Genomic DNA, 16,165 nt, shown 5'->3' with positions numbered 1-16,165 from the left:
GACGTGCCTCCAGCGCAACATCAGATCCCGGCCTCTCGGGCGGACTATGTATGGAGAACCTTGGAGAAACGATCCCGACCGCCTTCACCCGCCGCGCCGAAGTTGCAGACGCGGTAACCGTGGCCCGTTTCGTCCATGCCCTGGTCGGAGAGCTCTCGGGCGGCAAGGATCTGGGGATGGAAGCCGCGACGCGCAACGCGGAAACCGTTCTCGCCGACGCCAACGTTGTCGCAGTCATGGCCTGCGCGGGCGACGAGCCCGTTGGCGTGATCATTCTGAACGAATGCTCCGCGATCTACGCGGGCGGCAGGTTTGGCCTTATCACGGAGCTGTACGTTCGCCCCGACATGAGATCGCGGGGCATTGCACCTCGCCTGATCGCGGCGGCCCTGCAGCAAGGGCGCGAGCGAGGATGGACGCGATTGGAAGTCGGCGCACCGGCTCAGCCAAAATGGGAGCGCACGCTCGCGTTCTATCTGGGCAACGGCTTCGAGGAAGTCGGCCCCCGGCTTCGCCGCATGTTATGACGCTGCGGTAACGTGTAGTCATGGCGTCCGGTGAAGAAACGCTGACTCGCCCGGGGATTACGCTGATCGCATCATCGCTACTGCCAGGCGCGACGCCTGCAAGTACCCGGCTCGTTGCACGCACTGCTCGTCCGCACGGGGCGGACGAGCAGTGTGCGCCAGGCCGGATTTAACGCTTGCGCGGCGGCGGCACGTCGGTGCACGTGCCTTCGTAGATCTCCGCCGCCATGCCGATCGACTCACCCAGCGTCGGGTGCGGATGGATGGTCTTGCCGATATCGACGGCGTCGGCGCCCATCTCGATCGCCAGGCACACTTCGCTGATCAGGTCGCCGGCATGCGTGCCGACGATGCCGCCGCCGATCACGCGATGCGTTTCCTCGTCGAAGATCAGCTTGGTGAAGCCCTCGTCGCGGCCGTTGGCGATGGCGCGGCCGGAAGCCGCCCACGGGAACACGCCCTTGCTGTACTTGATGCCCTGCGCCTTGCACTCGTCTTCGGTCAGGCCGGCCCAGGCCACTTCCGGATCGGTGAAGGCCACCGACGGAATCTGCTTGGCGTCGAAGAAGGCCTTCTCGCCATGCGCGGCTTCCGCGGCCACGTGGGCCTCGTGCACGGCCTTGTGCGCCAGCATCGGCTGGCCGACGATATCGCCGATCGCGTAGATATGCGGCACGTTGGTGCGCATCTGCTTGTCGACATTGATAAAGCCGCGCTCGGTCACGGCCACGCCCGCCTTCTCGGCGCCGATGCGCTTGCCGTTGGGCGCGCGGCCCACCGACACCAGCACCAGGTCATAGCGCTGCGGCTCGGCCGGCGCGGCCTCGCCCTCGAACCTGACGTAGATGCCGTCCGGCCTGGCTTCGACCGCGACCGTCTTGGTATTCAGCATCACCTTGCCGAAGCGGTCCTTGTTCTTCTTTTCCCAGACCTTGACCAGGTCGCGGTCGGCGCCGTTCATCAGGCCCGGCAACATTTCGACCACATCGATGTCGGCGCCCAGCGTGCTGTACACCGTGGCCATTTCCAGGCCGATGATGCCGCCGCCGATGACCAGCATCTTGTTGGGCACTTCCGGCAGCTCCAGCGCGCCGGTCGAGTCGACGATGCGCGGGTCTTCCGGGATGAAGGGCAGCTTCACCGCCTGGCTGCCGGCGGCGATGATGGCCTTCTCGAAGCGGATCACGGTCTTCTTGCCGGTGGTCTGCTTGCCTTCGCCCTCGGTCAGTTCGACTTCCAGGTGATGCGGGTCGAGGAAGTTGCCCACGCCGCGCACCACCTGCACCTTGCGCGCCTTGGCCATGCCGGCCAGGCCGCCGGTGAGCTTGCCCACCACCTGGTTCTTGTAGTGGCGCAGGCCGTCCAGGTCGATCTTGGCTTCGCCGAACAGGATGCCGTGGGCGGCCAGCGCCTTGGCCTCGTCGATCACCGCGGCGTTGTGCAGCAGCGCCTTGGAGGGGATGCAGCCCACGTTCAGGCAGACCCCGCCGAGGGTGCCGTAGCGCTCCACCAGCACGGTGTTCATGCCCAGGTCGGCGGCGCGGAAGGCGGCCGAATAGCCGCCGGGGCCGGCGCCCAGCACCAGCATCTCGCACTGGATATCGGCACCGCCGGCGTGGCTGGCGGCGGCCGGGGCAGGCGCCGCCGCTGCCGGCGCGGGAGCCTGCGCCGGGGCCGCGGCCGCGGCCGCTGCCTGCGCGGGCGCGGGGGCGGCGGCAGCGGCCTGGGCTTCGATGGTGCAGATCACCGCACCCTGGCCCACCTTGTCGCCTACCTTGACCTTGACGTCGACCACCTTGCCGGCGGCCGACGACGGCACGTCCATGCTGGCCTTGTCGGATTCCAGCACGATCAGGGACTGTTCCACCTCGACCGTGTCGCCGGCCTTGACCAGCACCTCGATCACTTCCACCGCGTCGAAATCGCCGATATCCGGCACCTTGACTTCGATCACACTCATGTTTGCTCCTATATGCGCGCCCGCCTCCCGGCTTCAGGGCGCGCCGTCGTTGTTGGTTGCTGCGTTGCCGCCGCGCGGATTGCCGCCCGCGCCATCGTCCGCGCCATCGTCTTCGTCGGGTGCCGCCGCGGCGTCCTGCTCGTGCAGAGGCACGGTATGCACCTCGATCGGCCCGGCCGAACTCTTGTCGAATTCCACGCCGGCATCGACGCCGATGCGCGCGATCTCGCCCGCGCCGAGGTCCGGCCGGTCATAGACCGCGTGCATCGCGCCGAGCGCGTAGTTGCGCCCGGAGCCGATGCCCCAGAAGCGGTCGAACGAAAACACCTCGCGGTACGAGTAGACGCCGAAGATGCCCGCCGGATTGGCGATCAGGCATACGATCTGCGACGACTCGTAGGGATCGTCATCGTCTTCCTTGGTATTGACGAAGTAGTCCGACTTCAGCTTCTCGTGCACCTTCAGGAAGGTGCGGAAGACGTCGTCGCGCGAGCCCAGCCGGCACTCGTCGCCCAGCCCCGCCAGCAGCGTGCGCATCACCGGGAAGTGCGCCGTGGTCCCGGCCAGCGCGATAAAGCCGTCGCCCACCGGAAACACTTTCTGGTTGCGCTCGTACGCGCGCGACAGGCGCGTATCGCCGAAGGTCACGAGCGCATCGGCCGCGATCGCGACCTCGGCGCCCTTCCTGACGACAACACAGGTAGTCATGGCTTGCTCCCGGTTGCGCGTGGCGCGCCGCGCGGGCCGGGCCGCTGCCCCGCCCGCGCGGCGCCACCCCGCTTAGAGCAGGATGCGGCGGAAGTCCGCCAGCAGTTGCGCGAAGTAGGTGTTGAAGCGCGCGGCCTCGGCACCGTCGATGACGCGGTGGTCCCACGACAGCGACAGCGGCAGCGTCAGGCGCGGCGCAAACTGCTTGCCGTCCCAGACCGGCTTCATGTACGACTTGCACACGCCCATGATGGCCACTTCGGGCGCATTGATGATTGGCGTGAAGTACGTGCCGCCGATGCCGCCCAGCGACGAGATCGAGAAGCAGCCGCCCTGCATCTGGTCGGGCTTGAGCTTGCCGTCGCGCGCCAGCTTGGCCAGCTCGCCCATTTCCTGGCTGATCTCGAGCACGCCCTTCTTGTCGGCGTCCTTGATCACCGGCACCACCAGGCCGTTCGGGGTGTCGGCGGCGAAGCCGATGTTGAAGTATTTCTTCAGCACCAGGTTGTCGCCGTCGAGCGAGGCATTGAAGTTCGGGAACTTCTTCAGCGCCGCGACCGTGGCCTTGATCATGAACGCCAGCATGGTCACCTTGATGCCGGCCTTCTCGTTTTCCTTGTTCAGCTGGACGCGGAAGGCTTCCAGGTCGGTGATGTCCGCTTCGTCGTGGTTGGTGACGTGCGGGATCATGACCCAGTTGCGGTGCAGGTTGGCACCCGAGATCTTCTTGATGCGCGACAGGGCCTTGCTTTCGACCTCGCCGAAGCGGGTGAAATCGACCTTCGGCCACGGCAGCAGGCCGAGCTCGCCACCACCGGTGCCGGCCGCGGCAGCCTGGGCCGGCGCGGCGGCCTGGCCGGTCATCACGCCCTTGACGTAGTTCTGCACGTCTTCCTGGGTGATGCGGCCCTTGGGACCGGTGCCAGGCACGCGCGAGACATCGACGCCCAGCTCGCGCGCGAACTTGCGCACCGAGGGGCTGGCGTGGGCGGCCTTGCCGGTTGCGCCGGCGGCGGCGGCCGGCGCAGCAGCGGGCGCGGCGGCCGGCGCAGCAGCGGGCGCGGCGGCCGGCGCAGCGGCGGCTGCCGGAGCCGGTGCGGGTGCGGGTGCGGGTGCCGGCGCGCTGGCAGCCGGGGCGGGTGCCGCGGCAGCAGCAGCCGGTGCGGCAGCCGCGCCAGTGGCAGCGCCTTCGAGGATCAGCAGCAGCGTGCCTTCCGACACGTTGTCGCCGACCTTGACCTTGACTTCCTTGACCACGCCGCCCTGCGGCGAGGGCACGTCCATGGTGGCCTTGTCCGATTCCAGCGTCACCACGGCGTCTTCGGCGCTGATGGTGTCGCCCGGCTTGACGTGGACTTCGATCACGGGCACGGCGTCGTAGTCGCCGATATCCGGCACCTTGACTTCGATGGTGCCGCCTGCGCCGGCCGGCGCTGCGGCCGGAGCCGGAGCCGGAGCCGGAGCCGGTGCGGGGGCCGCAGCCGCTGCCGCTGCCGCAGGAGCCGGCGCGGGCGCAGCAGCCGGTGCAGGCGCGGGCGCGGCTGCGGCCTGTCCGGCCGGCTCCAGCATCACCAGCACCGAGCCTTCGGCCACGTTGTCGCCCACCTTGATCCTCACGTCCTTGACCACGCCGGCCTGCGGCGAGGGCACGTCCATGGTGGCCTTGTCCGACTCGAGCGTCACCAGCGCGTCTTCCGCGTTGATGCTGTCGCCGGGTTTCACATGCACTTCAATGACGGGAACGGCGTCATAGTCGCCGATATCCGGCACCTTGATTTCAATCGCTTGACTCATTCAGTGTCTCCTGAGCAGGCCGGCACGCGCGACGTCCGCAAGCGGCGAGATTACCTTCGCCGCCCGCTTCTGTCACGCCGCCGTGCCGCAAGGCGCCATCGGGACGAGGCCCGGGGCGCCCGCGGCACGGCGCTGCCGTACTGCGGGGGTGGGTGCAGGCTGCCGGATCAGACCGACATCGGGTTGGGCTTGTTCGGGTCGAGGTTGTACTTCTTGATGGCCTCGGCGACCTTGTCGCGGCCGATCGCGCCCTCGTCGGCCAGCGCCTTGAGCGCGGCCAGCGTGACCCAGTAACGGTCCACTTCGAAGAAGTGGCGCAGCTTCTCGCGCGTGTCCGAGCGGCCGAAGCCGTCGGTGCCCAGCACCACGTAGCGGCGCGGCACGTACGGACGGATCTGTTCGGCGAAGGCGCGCACGTAGTCGGTCGAGGCAATCACCGGGCCGCGCGCCGACTTCAGCTTCTGCGTGACGAAGGCTTCGCGCTGGGTCTCGGCCGGGTGCAGGAGGTTGAAGCGCTCTGCGGCCTGGCCGTCGCGCGCCAGTTCGGTGAAGCTCGGGCAGCCCCACAGGTCGGACTCGACGCCCCAGTCCTTCTTCAGCAGGTCGGCGGCGGCGATCACCTCGCGGAAGATCGTGCCCGAGCCCAGCAGCTGCACGCGCGGCGCGTTGCTGTTCTCGACCCCCTTGCGGAACTGGTACATGCCCTTGACGATGTCCTGCTCTACGCCAGCCGGCATTTCCGGATGCTCGTAGTTCTCGTTCATCACCGTCAGGTAGTAGTAGACATCTTCCTGCTCGGCGTACATGCGGCGCAGGCCGTCCTGCATGATCACTGCCAGTTCGTACTGGAAGGTCGGGTCGTACGAGATGCAGTTCGGGATGACGGCGTGGAACACGTGCGAGTGGCCGTCTTCATGCTGCAGGCCTTCGCCGTTCAGCGTGGTGCGGCCGGCGGTGCCGCCCAGCAGGAAGCCGCGCGAGCGCATGTCGGCGGCGGCCCAGCACAGGTCGCCGATACGCTGGATGCCGAACATCGAGTAGTAGATGTAGAACGGGATCATCTGCACGCCGTGGGTCGAGTACGACGTCGCGGCGGCGATCCAGTCGCACATGGCGCCGGCTTCGTTGATGCCTTCCTGCAGCACCTGGCCAGTCTGCGATTCCTTGTAGAACATCAGCTGGTCATGGTCTTCCGGCACGTACTTCTGGCCTTCCTGGTTCCAGATGCCGACCTGGCGGAACAGGCCTTCCATGCCGAAGGTGCGCGACTCGTCCGGGACGATGGGCACCACGTGCTTGCCGATCTGCTTGTCCTTCAGCAGCGTGTTCAGGATCCGCACGAAGGCCATGGTGGTCGACACTTCGCGGCCTTCGCCGGTGGCCTTGAGCAGGGCTTCGAAGGCCTTCAGCTCGGGCACCTGCAGCGCTTCGGCCTTCTGCCGGCGCGCCGGCAGGTAGCCGCCCAGGTTCATGCGCGCCTGGCGCATGTATTCCAGTTCCTTCGAGCCTTCCTCGAAGGTGATGTACGGCACTTCTTCCAGCTTGTCGTCGGCGACCGGGATGTTGAACTGGTCGCGGAACTTGCGGATCGCGTCGACCGGCATCTTCTTCTGCTGGTGCGCGACGTTCATGGCCTGGCCGGCGTCGCCCATGCCATAGCCCTTGATGGTCTTGGCCAGGATCAGCGTGGGCTGGCCCTTGTGCTCGCTGGCGGCCTTGTAGGCGGCGTAGATCTTGTGCGGGTCGTGGCCGCCGCGGTTCAGGCGCCAGATATCCTCGTCGGACCAGTCGGCGACCATCGCCTTGAGCTCAGGCGTGTTGAAGAAGTGCTCGCGCACGTAGGCGCCGTCCTTGGCCTTCATGGTCTGGTACTCGCCGTCCACGCATTCCATCATGCGCTTCATCAGCAGGCCCTTGGTGTCGCGCGCCAGCAGCGCGTCCCACTTGCTGCCCCACACCACCTTGATCACGTTCCAGCCGGCGCCGCGGAACTCGGACTCCAGTTCCTGGATGATCTTGCCGTTGCCGCGCACCGGGCCGTCCAGGCGCTGCAGGTTGCAGTTGATGACGAAGACCAGGTTGTCGAGCTTCTCGCGGCCGGCCATGCCGATCGCCCCCAGCGATTCCGGCTCGTCGGTCTCGCCGTCGCCCAGGAAGGCCCAGACCTTGCGGTCGCCGGCCTTGGCCAGGCCGCGGCTGTCCAGGTACTTCATGAAGCGGGCCTGGTAGATGGCCATGATCGGGCCCAGGCCCATCGACACGGTCGGGAACTGCCAGAAGTCCGGCATCAGCCACGGGTGGGGGTACGACGAGATGCCCTTGCCGTCGACTTCCTGGCGGAAGTTGTCGAGCTGGTCCTGGCTCAGGCGGCCCAGCAGGAAGGCGCGCGAGTACACGCCCGGCGCCGAGTGGCCCTGCACGAAGACCAGGTCGCCGCCGCTCTGCTCCGACGGGGCGCGCCAGAAGTGGTTGTAGCCGACGTCATACAGCGTCGCCGCCGAGGCAAACGACGAGATATGGCCGCCGACGTTGGTGTGCTTGTTGGCACGCAGCACCATCGCCATGGCGTTCCAGCGGGTGTACGAGCGGATCCGGTGCTCGATGTCCTGGTCGCCGGGGATGCGGGCCTGCTGCTCGACCGGGATGGTGTTGATGTACTGGGTCTCGGCGTGGAACGGCTGGGTCACGCCGTTTACGCGGGCGTATTCGATCTGCTTGTCGATCAGGAAGGCGGCACGCGCCGGGCCTTCCGCGGCCAGCACGCCCTGCAGGGCGTCGAGCCATTCATGGGTTTCCTGGGGATCGGCGTCGTTGGCGCTCGAGGCGCCGAGGATCTGCTCTGGTACGGCGGACATGACTGTCTCCTGGGTGAATTCTTGGCTTCCGCGTCCGCGCTGGCAGCGCCGGACACGACTCAACGTATGACTCGCACCGACTTGCGGAGGATCGGCGCCATTGCCGCCTTGCATCGGGGCCGCCGCCGGGAAACCTGTTCCGGTTTCTCCGCGCGGCAGGCGCATGGCTACCGCCCGCATTCTTGGGTCGGACCGATTCTATGGAAGCCCAATGTCGAGCACAAGCGAAATTTTCAAATTGCGGTATCGTTTTTTATAATGTGGAATTATGCGGCAGCGCACCAAGAAGCACAGCACAGCCCGCCTTCCGCATGCCTTCACGCTGCCGGCGCCGGCATGCGGCACCGGGATTTCATTGGCGCTTTCCCCAAGCGACGCACCGCAATAATCTCGGTACACTGGTCGGTCAGCCGTCAATCCCTCCCATGCCGTTTTCCAACCGCCTCGATCGTCTTTTCCGCAGCCTGCGTGCCGCCATGCTTCCCTCCGATGCGTCGGGTACAGCCAAGGCCGCGGGCGGCGAGTCCGCGCATGTCCCGCATGCGCCTTCCCCGGCGGCCGGCCTGGGGCCGATCGAGGCGCTCGGCCCTGATGACGGCGTCCCGGTGGCGCCGCCGCGCGGCCTGTGGTGGCTGCGCTGGCGCAACCTGGTCGCCACCAGCTGGTTCATGTTCATCCCGCTGGTTGCCATTGTGCTCTTCACCGTGGCCATGGGCGTGATCCTGTGGTCGCTGCACGAGACCGAACGCCAGCAGCAGCGCGACGCGCTGTACCGCGACGCGGCCTGGGCGCAGCAGCGCGTGCGGCTGTCGCTGCTGAGCAACCAGGACCAGCTGGCCTCGCTCGCGCGCGACATCGCCGCCGCGCAGCTGGAGCAAGGCGCCTATCGCACCGCGGCGCAGGAAATCCTGCGCGAGAACCCCGAGATCGTCTTCATCAACTGGCTCGACGCCACCAAGCGCGGGCGCTGGTCGCTGCCGTCGACCTCCGAGTTCGCCAGCCGCCTGCGCGAGAACCAGGACCAGCCGCTCGAGCCCGAAGTACTCGACACCTTCGACGCCGCGCGCGAGACCCAGCGCGTGGTCTACTCGCGACCGCTGGTGAACGAGCGCGGCGACAGCTTCATGCTGATGGAAGTGCCGATCGTGCGCGACAACGAGTTCCTCGGCACGCTCGGCGCGCTGTACTCGATCAACGGCATCCTGACCCACCTGCTGCCGCCCGAGCTGACCGAGCGATACCGCTTCTCGCTGATCGACAAGAACAACCAGACCCGCGCCAGCACCTCGCTGCGGCCGGTGCCGGGCAACGCGCTGTCGTACGAGGTGCTGCTCGACCCGCCGGGCCATTCGCTGTCACTGCGCGCCGATGCCTACCCGCCGGCCTCCAACCTGCCCAACAACATGCTGCTGTGGCTGGTGGTGGGGCTGTCCTGCTTCCTGCTGTGGAGCCTGTGGAGCATGTGGCGGCACACCAGCCGCCGCTCCGAGGCGCAGCGCGCGCTGCTGGCCGAGACCTCGTTCCGGCGCGCGATGGAAAACTCGATGCTGATCGGCCTGCGCGCGCTCGACCTGAACGGCCGCATCACCTACGTCAACCCGGCGTTCTGCCGCATGACCGGCTGGCAGGAGAACGACCTGGTCGGGCGCCTGCCGCCCTTCCCCTACTGGCCGCCCAACGACCAGCAGGAGATGCAGAAGCAGATCGACCTGACGCTGCAGGGCAAGTCGCCCGCCGGCGGCTACGAGATGCGCGTGATGCGCCGCGACGGCAGCAGCTTCTATGCGCGCATGTATGTGTCGCCGCTGGTCGACAGCCGCGGCCGCCATACCGGCTGGATGAGCTCGATGACGGACATCACCGAGCCCAAGCGCGCGCGCGAGGAACTGGCCGCGGCGCACGACCGCTTCACCACCGTGCTGGAAAGCCTGGACGCCGCGGTATCGGTGCTGGCCACCGACAAGGCCGAGCTGCTGTTCGCCAACCGCTATTACCGCCAGCTGTTCGGCTGGGAGGCCGAGGGCCACGTCAAGCTGGCCGGCGACGAACTCGACAAGGACCAGGTCTCGAGCGACAACACCGACTATGTCGATGCCTATGCCGGCCTGCCGGCATCGGAACTGATGCCGTATGCATCGGATGCGCGCGAGGTGTTCGTGCCCGACATGCAGAAATGGTTCGAAGTGCGCCGCCGCTATATCCAGTGGGTCGACGGCCACCTGGCGCAGATGCAGATCGCCACCGACATCACCGTGCGCAAGGCCGCCGAGGAAATGGCGCGCCAGCACGAAGAGCGGCTGCAGTTCACCAGCCGCCTGACCACCATGGGCGAGATGGCGTCGTCGCTGGCGCATGAACTGAACCAGCCGCTGGCGGCGATCAACAACTACTGCATGGGCGCGGTGGCGCGGCTGCATTCGGGGCGCAGCACGCCCGAGGACCTGATCCCGGTGCTGGAGAAGACCTCGGCGCAGGCGGTGCGGGCCGGCACCATCATCAGCCGCATCCGCGGCTTCGTGAAGCGCAGCCAGCCGCAGCGGCGCGAGGCCGCGCTGCACGACATCGTCGCCGACGCGGTGGGCCTGGCCGACCTGGAGGCCACGCGCCGCCGCGTCACCATCCTGACCCGGCTGCCGGCGCCGCCGCTGACGGTCTATGTCGATCCGGTGCTGATCGAACAGGTGCTGGTGAACCTGCTCAAGAACGCGGTCGAGGCCATGGCCGGCCTGCCGGCGATGCGCGCCGGCGGCGTGGTGCGGCTGCACGCGCGGGTCGAGCCAGGCGAGATCGGCGACAACGTCCATATCGACGTGATCGACCAGGGCCCGGGCGTCGACGAGGCCACCAAGGAGCGGCTGTTCGAGCCCTTCTTCAGCACCAAGTCCGACGGCATGGGCATGGGGCTGAACATCTGCCGCTCGATCATCGAGTCGCACCAGGGCCGGCTGTGGGTGGAGAACAATGTCGACGGCATTGGCTGTACATTCAAGATCATGCTGCCGCTGCAGTCGGCGCTGGCCGAAACCCTGGCCGAATAACCCGGGCCCGCGCCCGCGGGCCGCGCGCACCTTTGCGCATCATCGACTGCCCGCTGCCGGCCGCGCCGCTTCCCCTCCGACGTGGGGGGCCTGTCTCGCCACAGAGGGCCGCTGCCGGTTACACTTCGCAGCAATGAATTGTTGTCCCGAGGAGACTACATGACCGCAACGCCAAACCCCACGCCCCACCGCGGCGAGACCGTGTTCATCGTCGACGACGATGAAGCCATGCGCGACTCGCTGACCTGGCTGCTGGAGGGCAATGGCTATCAGGTGCGCAGCTTCACCAGCGCCGAGCAGTTCCTCGCCGCCTACGACGCCAGCCAGGTGTCCTGCCTGATCCTGGACGTGCGCATGCCCGGCATGAGCGGGCCGGAACTGCAGGAGCGCATGCTGGCCGAGCAGATCGACATCCCGATCGTCTTCATCACCGGCCACGGCGACGTGCCGATGGCGGTGTCGACGATGAAGCGCGGCGCGATCGACTTTATCGAAAAGCCCTTCGACGAGTCCGAGCTGCGCGCGCTGGTCGAGCGCATGCTGCAGAAGGCCCGCACCGATCACTCCACCGCGCGCGAGCAGCGCGCCGCCAAGGACCTGCTGGGCAAGCTGACCACGCGCGAGCAGCAGGTGCTGGAGCGCATCGTGGCCGGCCGCCTGAACAAGCAGATCGCCGACGACCTGGGCATTTCCATCAAGACCGTGGAGGCGCACCGCGCCAACATCATGGAAAAGCTCAACGTCAACACCGTCGCCGACCTGCTGCGCCTGGCGCTGTCGCGCAACAGCTGAGCGGCTCGCGCCCGCCCTTGCCGGTGCGGTCCCGCGGCCGCACCTGCACCCTGTTGCACCCCTTGCCCGCGCCCTGCCGCACACCGCTCAGCGGCCGAGGTAATCCTCGTCGCGGAAGGTCACCACCCACTGTGGCCGATAGACCACAAACACCGCGACCAGCATGCCGGTGAGGAAGGCCTCGCCGAAGGCCAGGATGACGGCTCCAAGCAGGGTGTCGACAAGGCTCAGCGCCTGTCCCGGCATGGTCAGGTAGCGCCAGCCCGCCTGCGCCGCCCCGGCCCCCAGCGCGGCCAGTCCGGCGGTGAAATAGCCGTGCCCCAGGATGAAGACGAACGGGTGGCGCGGCAGCAGGCGCCGCATCGCCGCCTGCAGGGCCGCCGAGAGCAGCGCCGGCAGCAACGCCAGCCACACATAGCGCACCCACAGCGCGGACCAGTCGAACTGGCTCCAGCCGTGCCCGGCCAGATACTCCAGCCCCAGCAGCGAGACCACGTCCGCGGCGAACAGCGACAGCAGCGCCAGCGGCAGCCCGAACAGCGTCACCATCAGCGTGGCCCCGAGCAGCTGGATCACCATGCCGCCGGCCAGCGTCGCGCGCACCGTCCACAGCAGCGCCACCAGCAGCATCGCGCCCAGCCAGGCATGCTGCAGCGCATCGCGGCGCAGCAGCCGCCAGGGCCGGCGCGCCAGCGCCCACAGCAGTCCGCACACGGACAGCAGCACCAGCAGCGGGTCGGACAGTGTCGAGGCGAGCGCGGTAGGCATGTGGCCGATGCTACCAGTGCCGGGGCGGCGCGATCACTGCCGGCGGTCAAGCTCAGTGCGACAGGGCTCGCGCAACCCTTATAATTCCGCCTTTGGCCCCTGCCGCGCCCCCGCGCGGCGCGCCGCCACCTTCTCGCCATCCTCTCCGCTCTCCTCCATGCCTGCCCAACTGATCGACGGCAACGCCCTTGCCAAGCAAATCCGCTCCGAAGCCGCCCAGCGCGCCGCGCGCCTGACCGACCGCGGCCACCAGCCCGGCCTGGCCGTGGTCCTGGTGGGCGAAGACCCGGCCAGCCAGGTCTACGTGCGCAACAAGGTCAAGGCCTGCGAGGACAACGGCTTCCATTCGTCGCTGGACCGCTATCCGGCCGACCTGTCCGAGGCCGACCTGCTGGCCCGCATCGACGCCCTCAACCGCGATCCCCGCATCCACGGCATCCTGGTGCAGCTGCCGCTGCCGAAGCACATCGACAGCCACAAGGTGCTCGAAGCGATCGCGCCGGAAAAGGACGTCGACGGCTTCCACGTGGCCAACGCCGGCGCGCTGATGACCGGCGCGCCGCTGTTCCGCCCTTGCACACCCTACGGCTGCATGAAGATGCTGGAATCGATCCAGTACCCGCTGCGCGGCGCGCGCGCCGTGGTGGTGGGCGCCTCCAATATCGTCGGCAAGCCGATGGCGATGCTGCTGCTGCAGGCCGGCGCCACCGTTACCATCTGCAACAGCAAGACCCGCGATATCGGCGCCCACACCCGCGACGCCGACGTGGTGGTGGCAGCGGTCGGCAAGCGCAACCTGATCACCGCCGACATGGTCAAGCCCGGCGCGGTGGTGATCGACGTGGGCATGAACCGCGATGACCACGGCAAGCTGTGCGGCGATGTCGACTTCGCCGGGGTGCGCGAAGTCGCCGGCTACATCACGCCGGTGCCGGGCGGGGTCGGGCCGATGACCATCACCATGCTGCTGGTCAACACGCTGGAAGCCGCCGAGCGCGCCGCGGGCTGAGCGCGCCCCTTGCCGCCGGCGCACGATGCGCCACCCGGGGCACTGGAAAATCCGCCGCCCCGGCCCCATCTGCGGGAATATTGCCTGACCAGGACCAGCCAACCGAGAACACGCCATGGACCACGCCGCCAACGCTAGCAATCCGCTGCTGGACTTTTCCGACCTGCCCCGCTTTGCCGAGATCCGGCCGGAGCACATCAGCCCCGCGCTCGACGTGCTGCTGGAACGCGCGCAACAGGCCGTCGCCCGTGCCGAGGATCCCGCCACGCCGGCCGACTGGGCCAACGCCGTGCAGGCGCTGGAAGCCGCCACCGAGCCGCTGGGCCGCGCCTGGGGCGTGGTCAGCCACCTCAGCGCCGTCGCCGATACGCCCGAGCTGCGCCAGGCGCATGCCGAGAACCTGCCGCGCATGACCGAGTTCTGGTCGTCGCTGGGCCAGAGCCTGGCGCTGTATGAAAAATACAAGGCGCTGGCGGCCAGCCCCGAGTTCGCCGGCATGAGCGCCGCGCGCCACCAGCTGATCGAAAACGAGCTGCGTGGCTTCCGCCTCGGCGGCGCCGAACTGCCCGAGGACAAGAAGCCCCGCTTTGCCGAGATTCAGGAGCAGCAGGCCCAGCTGTCCAAGGCCTTCTCCGACCACGTGCTCGACGCGACCAACGCCTATGCGCTGGTCATCGAGGACGAGGCGCGCCTGTCCGGCCTGCCCGACGATGCCCGTGAAGCCGCCCGCCACGCCGCGGAAAAGGATGGCAAGGCCGGCTGGAAGTTCACGCTGCACTTCCCCTCCTATTTCCCGGTGCTCCAGTACGCCGACGACCGCGCACTGCGCCAGACCCTGTACGAGGCCAACGTCACGCGCGCGTCCGAGCTCGGGCCCCAGCACGGCCAGGGCCAGGCCGACTGGGATAACACCGCCAATATGCGCGAGCAGCTGGCGCTGCGCCGCGAAGAGGCGCAGATGCTGGGCTACCAGTGCTATGGCGAAGTCTCTCTGGTGCCGAAGATGGCCGAGTCGCCGGCCGAGGTGCTCAAGTTCCTCGACGAACTGGCGGTCAAGGCGCGCCCCTATGCCGAGCAGGACTGGGCCGAGCTGAAGGCCTTCGCCGCGGCCGAGCTGGGCTTGGCGGAGCTGGCGCCGTGGGACGTGGCCTATGCCTCGGAGAAGCTGCGCCAGCAGCGCTATGCGTTCTCCGAACACGAGGTCAAGCAGTACTTCCCGGAAGCCAAGGTGCTCGAGGGCCTGTTCGGCGTGGTGCAGAAGCTGTTCTCGGTGCGCATCGAGCCCGAGCAGGCGCAGACCTGGCACCCGGACGCGCGCTTCTTCCGCGTCAGCACCCCCGATGGCACGCTGCTGGCCCAGTTCTACATCGACCTGTACGCGCGCGAAGGCAAGCGCGGCGGCGCGTGGATGGACGACGCACGCGGGCGCAAGGTGCTCGAGCATGGCGCCGTGCAGACCCCGGTGGCCTACCTGACCTGCAATTTCTCGGCGCCGGTCGGCGGCAAGCCCGCGCTGTTCACGCACGACGAGGTCATCACCCTGTTCCACGAGTTCGGCCACGGCCTGCACCACATGCTGACGCAGGTGGGCGAGCTGGGCGTGTCGGGCATCAACGGCGTGGAGTGGGACGCGGTCGAGCTGCCGTCGCAGTTCATGGAGAACTTCTGCTGGGAGTACGAAGTGCTGACCGGCATGACGCAGCATGTCGACACCGGCGAGCCGCTGCCGCGCGCGCTGTTCGACCGCATGCTGGCGGCCAAGAACTTCCAGAACGGCATGATGACGCTGCGCCAGATCGTGTTCTCGTCGTTCGACATGCACCTGCACACCGATTTCGATCCGGCCGGCGCCACCTCGGTGCTGGAGCTGTCGCGCCAGATCAACGACCGCGTGCACGTGGTGCCGCAGCATCCGCTGTCGCGCTGGCCGAACACCTTCAGCCATATCTTCGCCGGCGGCTATGCCGCGGGCTATTACAGCTACAAGTGGGCCGAAGTGCTGTCGGCCGACGTCTACGCGGCCTTCGAAGAGGCCGCGCAGCTGTCGGGCACCGTGCTCGACAGCGAAACCGGCGCGCGCTACCAGCGCGAGATCCTGTCGGTGGGCGGCAGCCGCCCGGCGATGGACTCGTTCGTGGCGTTCCGCGGCCGCGCGCCGCAGATCGACGCGCTGCTGCGCCACGGCGGGATGGCGGCATGAGCGCGCTGGGACTGCCGGGCCAGGGCCCGCTGCGCATCGCCAGCTGGAATTTGCAGTGGGTTAATGGTGGGTAACGCACGATCACGGAAAACAAGCCTAAGTCATTGATCCACCGCGAGAATTTCCCCGCACCAGTCTGAACGCCTTATGTGGCCTAGTGGTGGTATCGGCGCGGAAAGGGGGTAGAATTGGGGGTATCGCAAACGTGATACCCCTTTTTTATGGTTCTTCGCAGAAAACCGTGGCCCGAAAGAGCACATTTTGTATGCTGATGTCTGTTTCTTCAGGTATCAGGGGGATGTGTGCTGGATCGCAAGACGCTGCAAGCACTGGGTTGCTGGAAGGGCTACCGGCTGGAGCGCGTGGAATGGCCGGAGGGAGAGAGCCGTACGCTGTCGTTGTACTTGAAGCCGGTCAGCAAGGTCATGCATTGCGAGGAGTGTGGCGCGCGCTGCCATCAGGTGCATGAGACAGTGGTCAGGCGAGTCCGGGACCTTCCGCTGTTCGAGTATCG

Annotated in this window: 10 protein-coding genes and 1 pseudogene; 6 read left to right on the top strand and 5 right to left on the bottom strand. The window is 67.6% G+C overall.

Annotated elements, in window-relative coordinates; translation table 11 throughout:
* Positions 1–50 precede the first annotated feature (50 nt).
* A complete protein-coding gene (locus A3AG_RS0104755; RefSeq protein WP_018004322.1) occupies positions 51–527 on the top strand; it encodes a GNAT family N-acetyltransferase in 477 nt (158 codons plus the stop codon).
* Positions 528–696: 169 nt separating this feature from the next.
* On the opposite strand, the gene lpdA is transcribed toward A3AG_RS0104755, so the two are convergent.
* The 4 genes from lpdA to aceE form a co-directional block, all read right to left on the bottom strand.
* Positions 697–2,487, bottom strand: coding sequence for a dihydrolipoyl dehydrogenase (lpdA, locus tag A3AG_RS0104750; RefSeq protein ID WP_018004321.1), 1,791 nt, complete (start codon positions 2,485–2,487; stop codon positions 697–699).
* Between the two features lie 33 nt (positions 2,488–2,520).
* Entirely contained in the window at positions 2,521–3,195 is a 675-nt protein-coding gene (locus A3AG_RS0104745; RefSeq protein ID WP_018004320.1) for an Ntn hydrolase family protein, read from the bottom strand.
* Between the two features lie 72 nt (positions 3,196–3,267).
* Positions 3,268–4,989 carry a dihydrolipoyllysine-residue acetyltransferase gene (gene aceF / locus A3AG_RS0104740; RefSeq protein WP_018004319.1) on the bottom strand — a complete coding sequence of 574 codons (1,722 nt, stop codon included), beginning with the start codon at positions 4,987–4,989 and terminating at the stop codon, positions 3,268–3,270.
* A gap of 167 nt (positions 4,990–5,156) precedes the next feature.
* Positions 5,157–7,844, bottom strand: a complete 2,688-nt coding sequence (gene aceE, locus A3AG_RS0104735) for a pyruvate dehydrogenase (acetyl-transferring), homodimeric type (protein WP_018004318.1) — start codon at positions 7,842–7,844, stop codon at positions 5,157–5,159.
* A 425-nt stretch (positions 7,845–8,269) separates the two neighbouring features.
* Here aceE and A3AG_RS0104730 point away from each other — a divergent pair, with 425 nt between their 5' ends.
* Positions 8,270–10,882 carry a PAS domain S-box protein gene (locus tag A3AG_RS0104730; protein ID WP_018004317.1) on the top strand — a complete coding sequence of 871 codons (2,613 nt, stop codon included), beginning with the start codon at positions 8,270–8,272 and terminating at the stop codon, positions 10,880–10,882.
* Positions 10,883–11,041: 159 nt separating this feature from the next.
* Positions 11,042–11,674, top strand: coding sequence for a response regulator transcription factor (locus A3AG_RS0104725; protein WP_012352577.1), 633 nt, complete (start codon positions 11,042–11,044; stop codon positions 11,672–11,674).
* A gap of 87 nt (positions 11,675–11,761) precedes the next feature.
* On the opposite strand, the gene A3AG_RS0104720 is transcribed toward A3AG_RS0104725, so the two are convergent.
* Entirely contained in the window at positions 11,762–12,442 is a 681-nt protein-coding gene (locus tag A3AG_RS0104720; protein WP_018004316.1) for a hypothetical protein, read from the bottom strand.
* A 157-nt stretch (positions 12,443–12,599) separates the two neighbouring features.
* Here A3AG_RS0104720 and folD point away from each other — a divergent pair, with 157 nt between their 5' ends.
* The 3 genes and pseudogenes from folD to A3AG_RS0104705 all read left to right on the top strand — a co-directional run.
* Positions 12,600–13,451, top strand: a complete 852-nt coding sequence (gene folD / locus A3AG_RS0104715) for a bifunctional methylenetetrahydrofolate dehydrogenase/methenyltetrahydrofolate cyclohydrolase FolD (RefSeq protein WP_018004315.1) — start codon at positions 12,600–12,602, stop codon at positions 13,449–13,451.
* 115 nt (positions 13,452–13,566) lie between these two features.
* Positions 13,567–15,651 carry a M3 family metallopeptidase gene (locus A3AG_RS0104710; protein WP_018004314.1) on the top strand — a complete coding sequence of 695 codons (2,085 nt, stop codon included), beginning with the start codon at positions 13,567–13,569 and terminating at the stop codon, positions 15,649–15,651.
* 302 nt (positions 15,652–15,953) lie between these two features.
* Positions 15,954–16,165: pseudogene (locus A3AG_RS0104705) on the top strand (transposase family protein); the annotation flags it as partial.

The organism is Cupriavidus neocaledonicus (assembly GCF_000372525.1).
GTDB lineage: Bacteria > Pseudomonadota > Gammaproteobacteria > Burkholderiales > Burkholderiaceae > Cupriavidus > Cupriavidus neocaledonicus.
Note: the sequence above shows the minus strand (reverse complement) of the source record. Positions and strands in the feature narration are given on the sequence as shown.

What these genes read in the sequence shown, in the direction of transcription:
- A3AG_RS0104755 (WP_018004322.1), top strand. Translation starts at nt 51, where the DNA reads ATGGAGAACCTTGGAGAAACGATCCCGACCGCCTTCACCCGCCGCGCC.
- lpdA (WP_018004321.1), bottom strand. Translation starts at nt 2,487, where the DNA reads ATGAGTGTGATCGAAGTCAAGGTGCCGGATATCGGCGATTTCGACGCG.
- A3AG_RS0104745 (WP_018004320.1), bottom strand. Translation starts at nt 3,195, where the DNA reads ATGACTACCTGTGTTGTCGTCAGGAAGGGCGCCGAGGTCGCGATCGCG.
- aceF (WP_018004319.1), bottom strand. Translation starts at nt 4,989, where the DNA reads ATGAGTCAAGCGATTGAAATCAAGGTGCCGGATATCGGCGACTATGAC.
- aceE (WP_018004318.1), bottom strand. Translation starts at nt 7,844, where the DNA reads ATGTCCGCCGTACCAGAGCAGATCCTCGGCGCCTCGAGCGCCAACGAC.
- A3AG_RS0104730 (WP_018004317.1), top strand. Translation starts at nt 8,270, where the DNA reads ATGCCGTTTTCCAACCGCCTCGATCGTCTTTTCCGCAGCCTGCGTGCC.
- A3AG_RS0104725 (WP_012352577.1), top strand. Translation starts at nt 11,042, where the DNA reads ATGACCGCAACGCCAAACCCCACGCCCCACCGCGGCGAGACCGTGTTC.
- A3AG_RS0104720 (WP_018004316.1), bottom strand. Translation starts at nt 12,442, where the DNA reads ATGCCTACCGCGCTCGCCTCGACACTGTCCGACCCGCTGCTGGTGCTG.
- folD (WP_018004315.1), top strand. Translation starts at nt 12,600, where the DNA reads ATGCCTGCCCAACTGATCGACGGCAACGCCCTTGCCAAGCAAATCCGC.
- A3AG_RS0104710 (WP_018004314.1), top strand. Translation starts at nt 13,567, where the DNA reads ATGGACCACGCCGCCAACGCTAGCAATCCGCTGCTGGACTTTTCCGAC.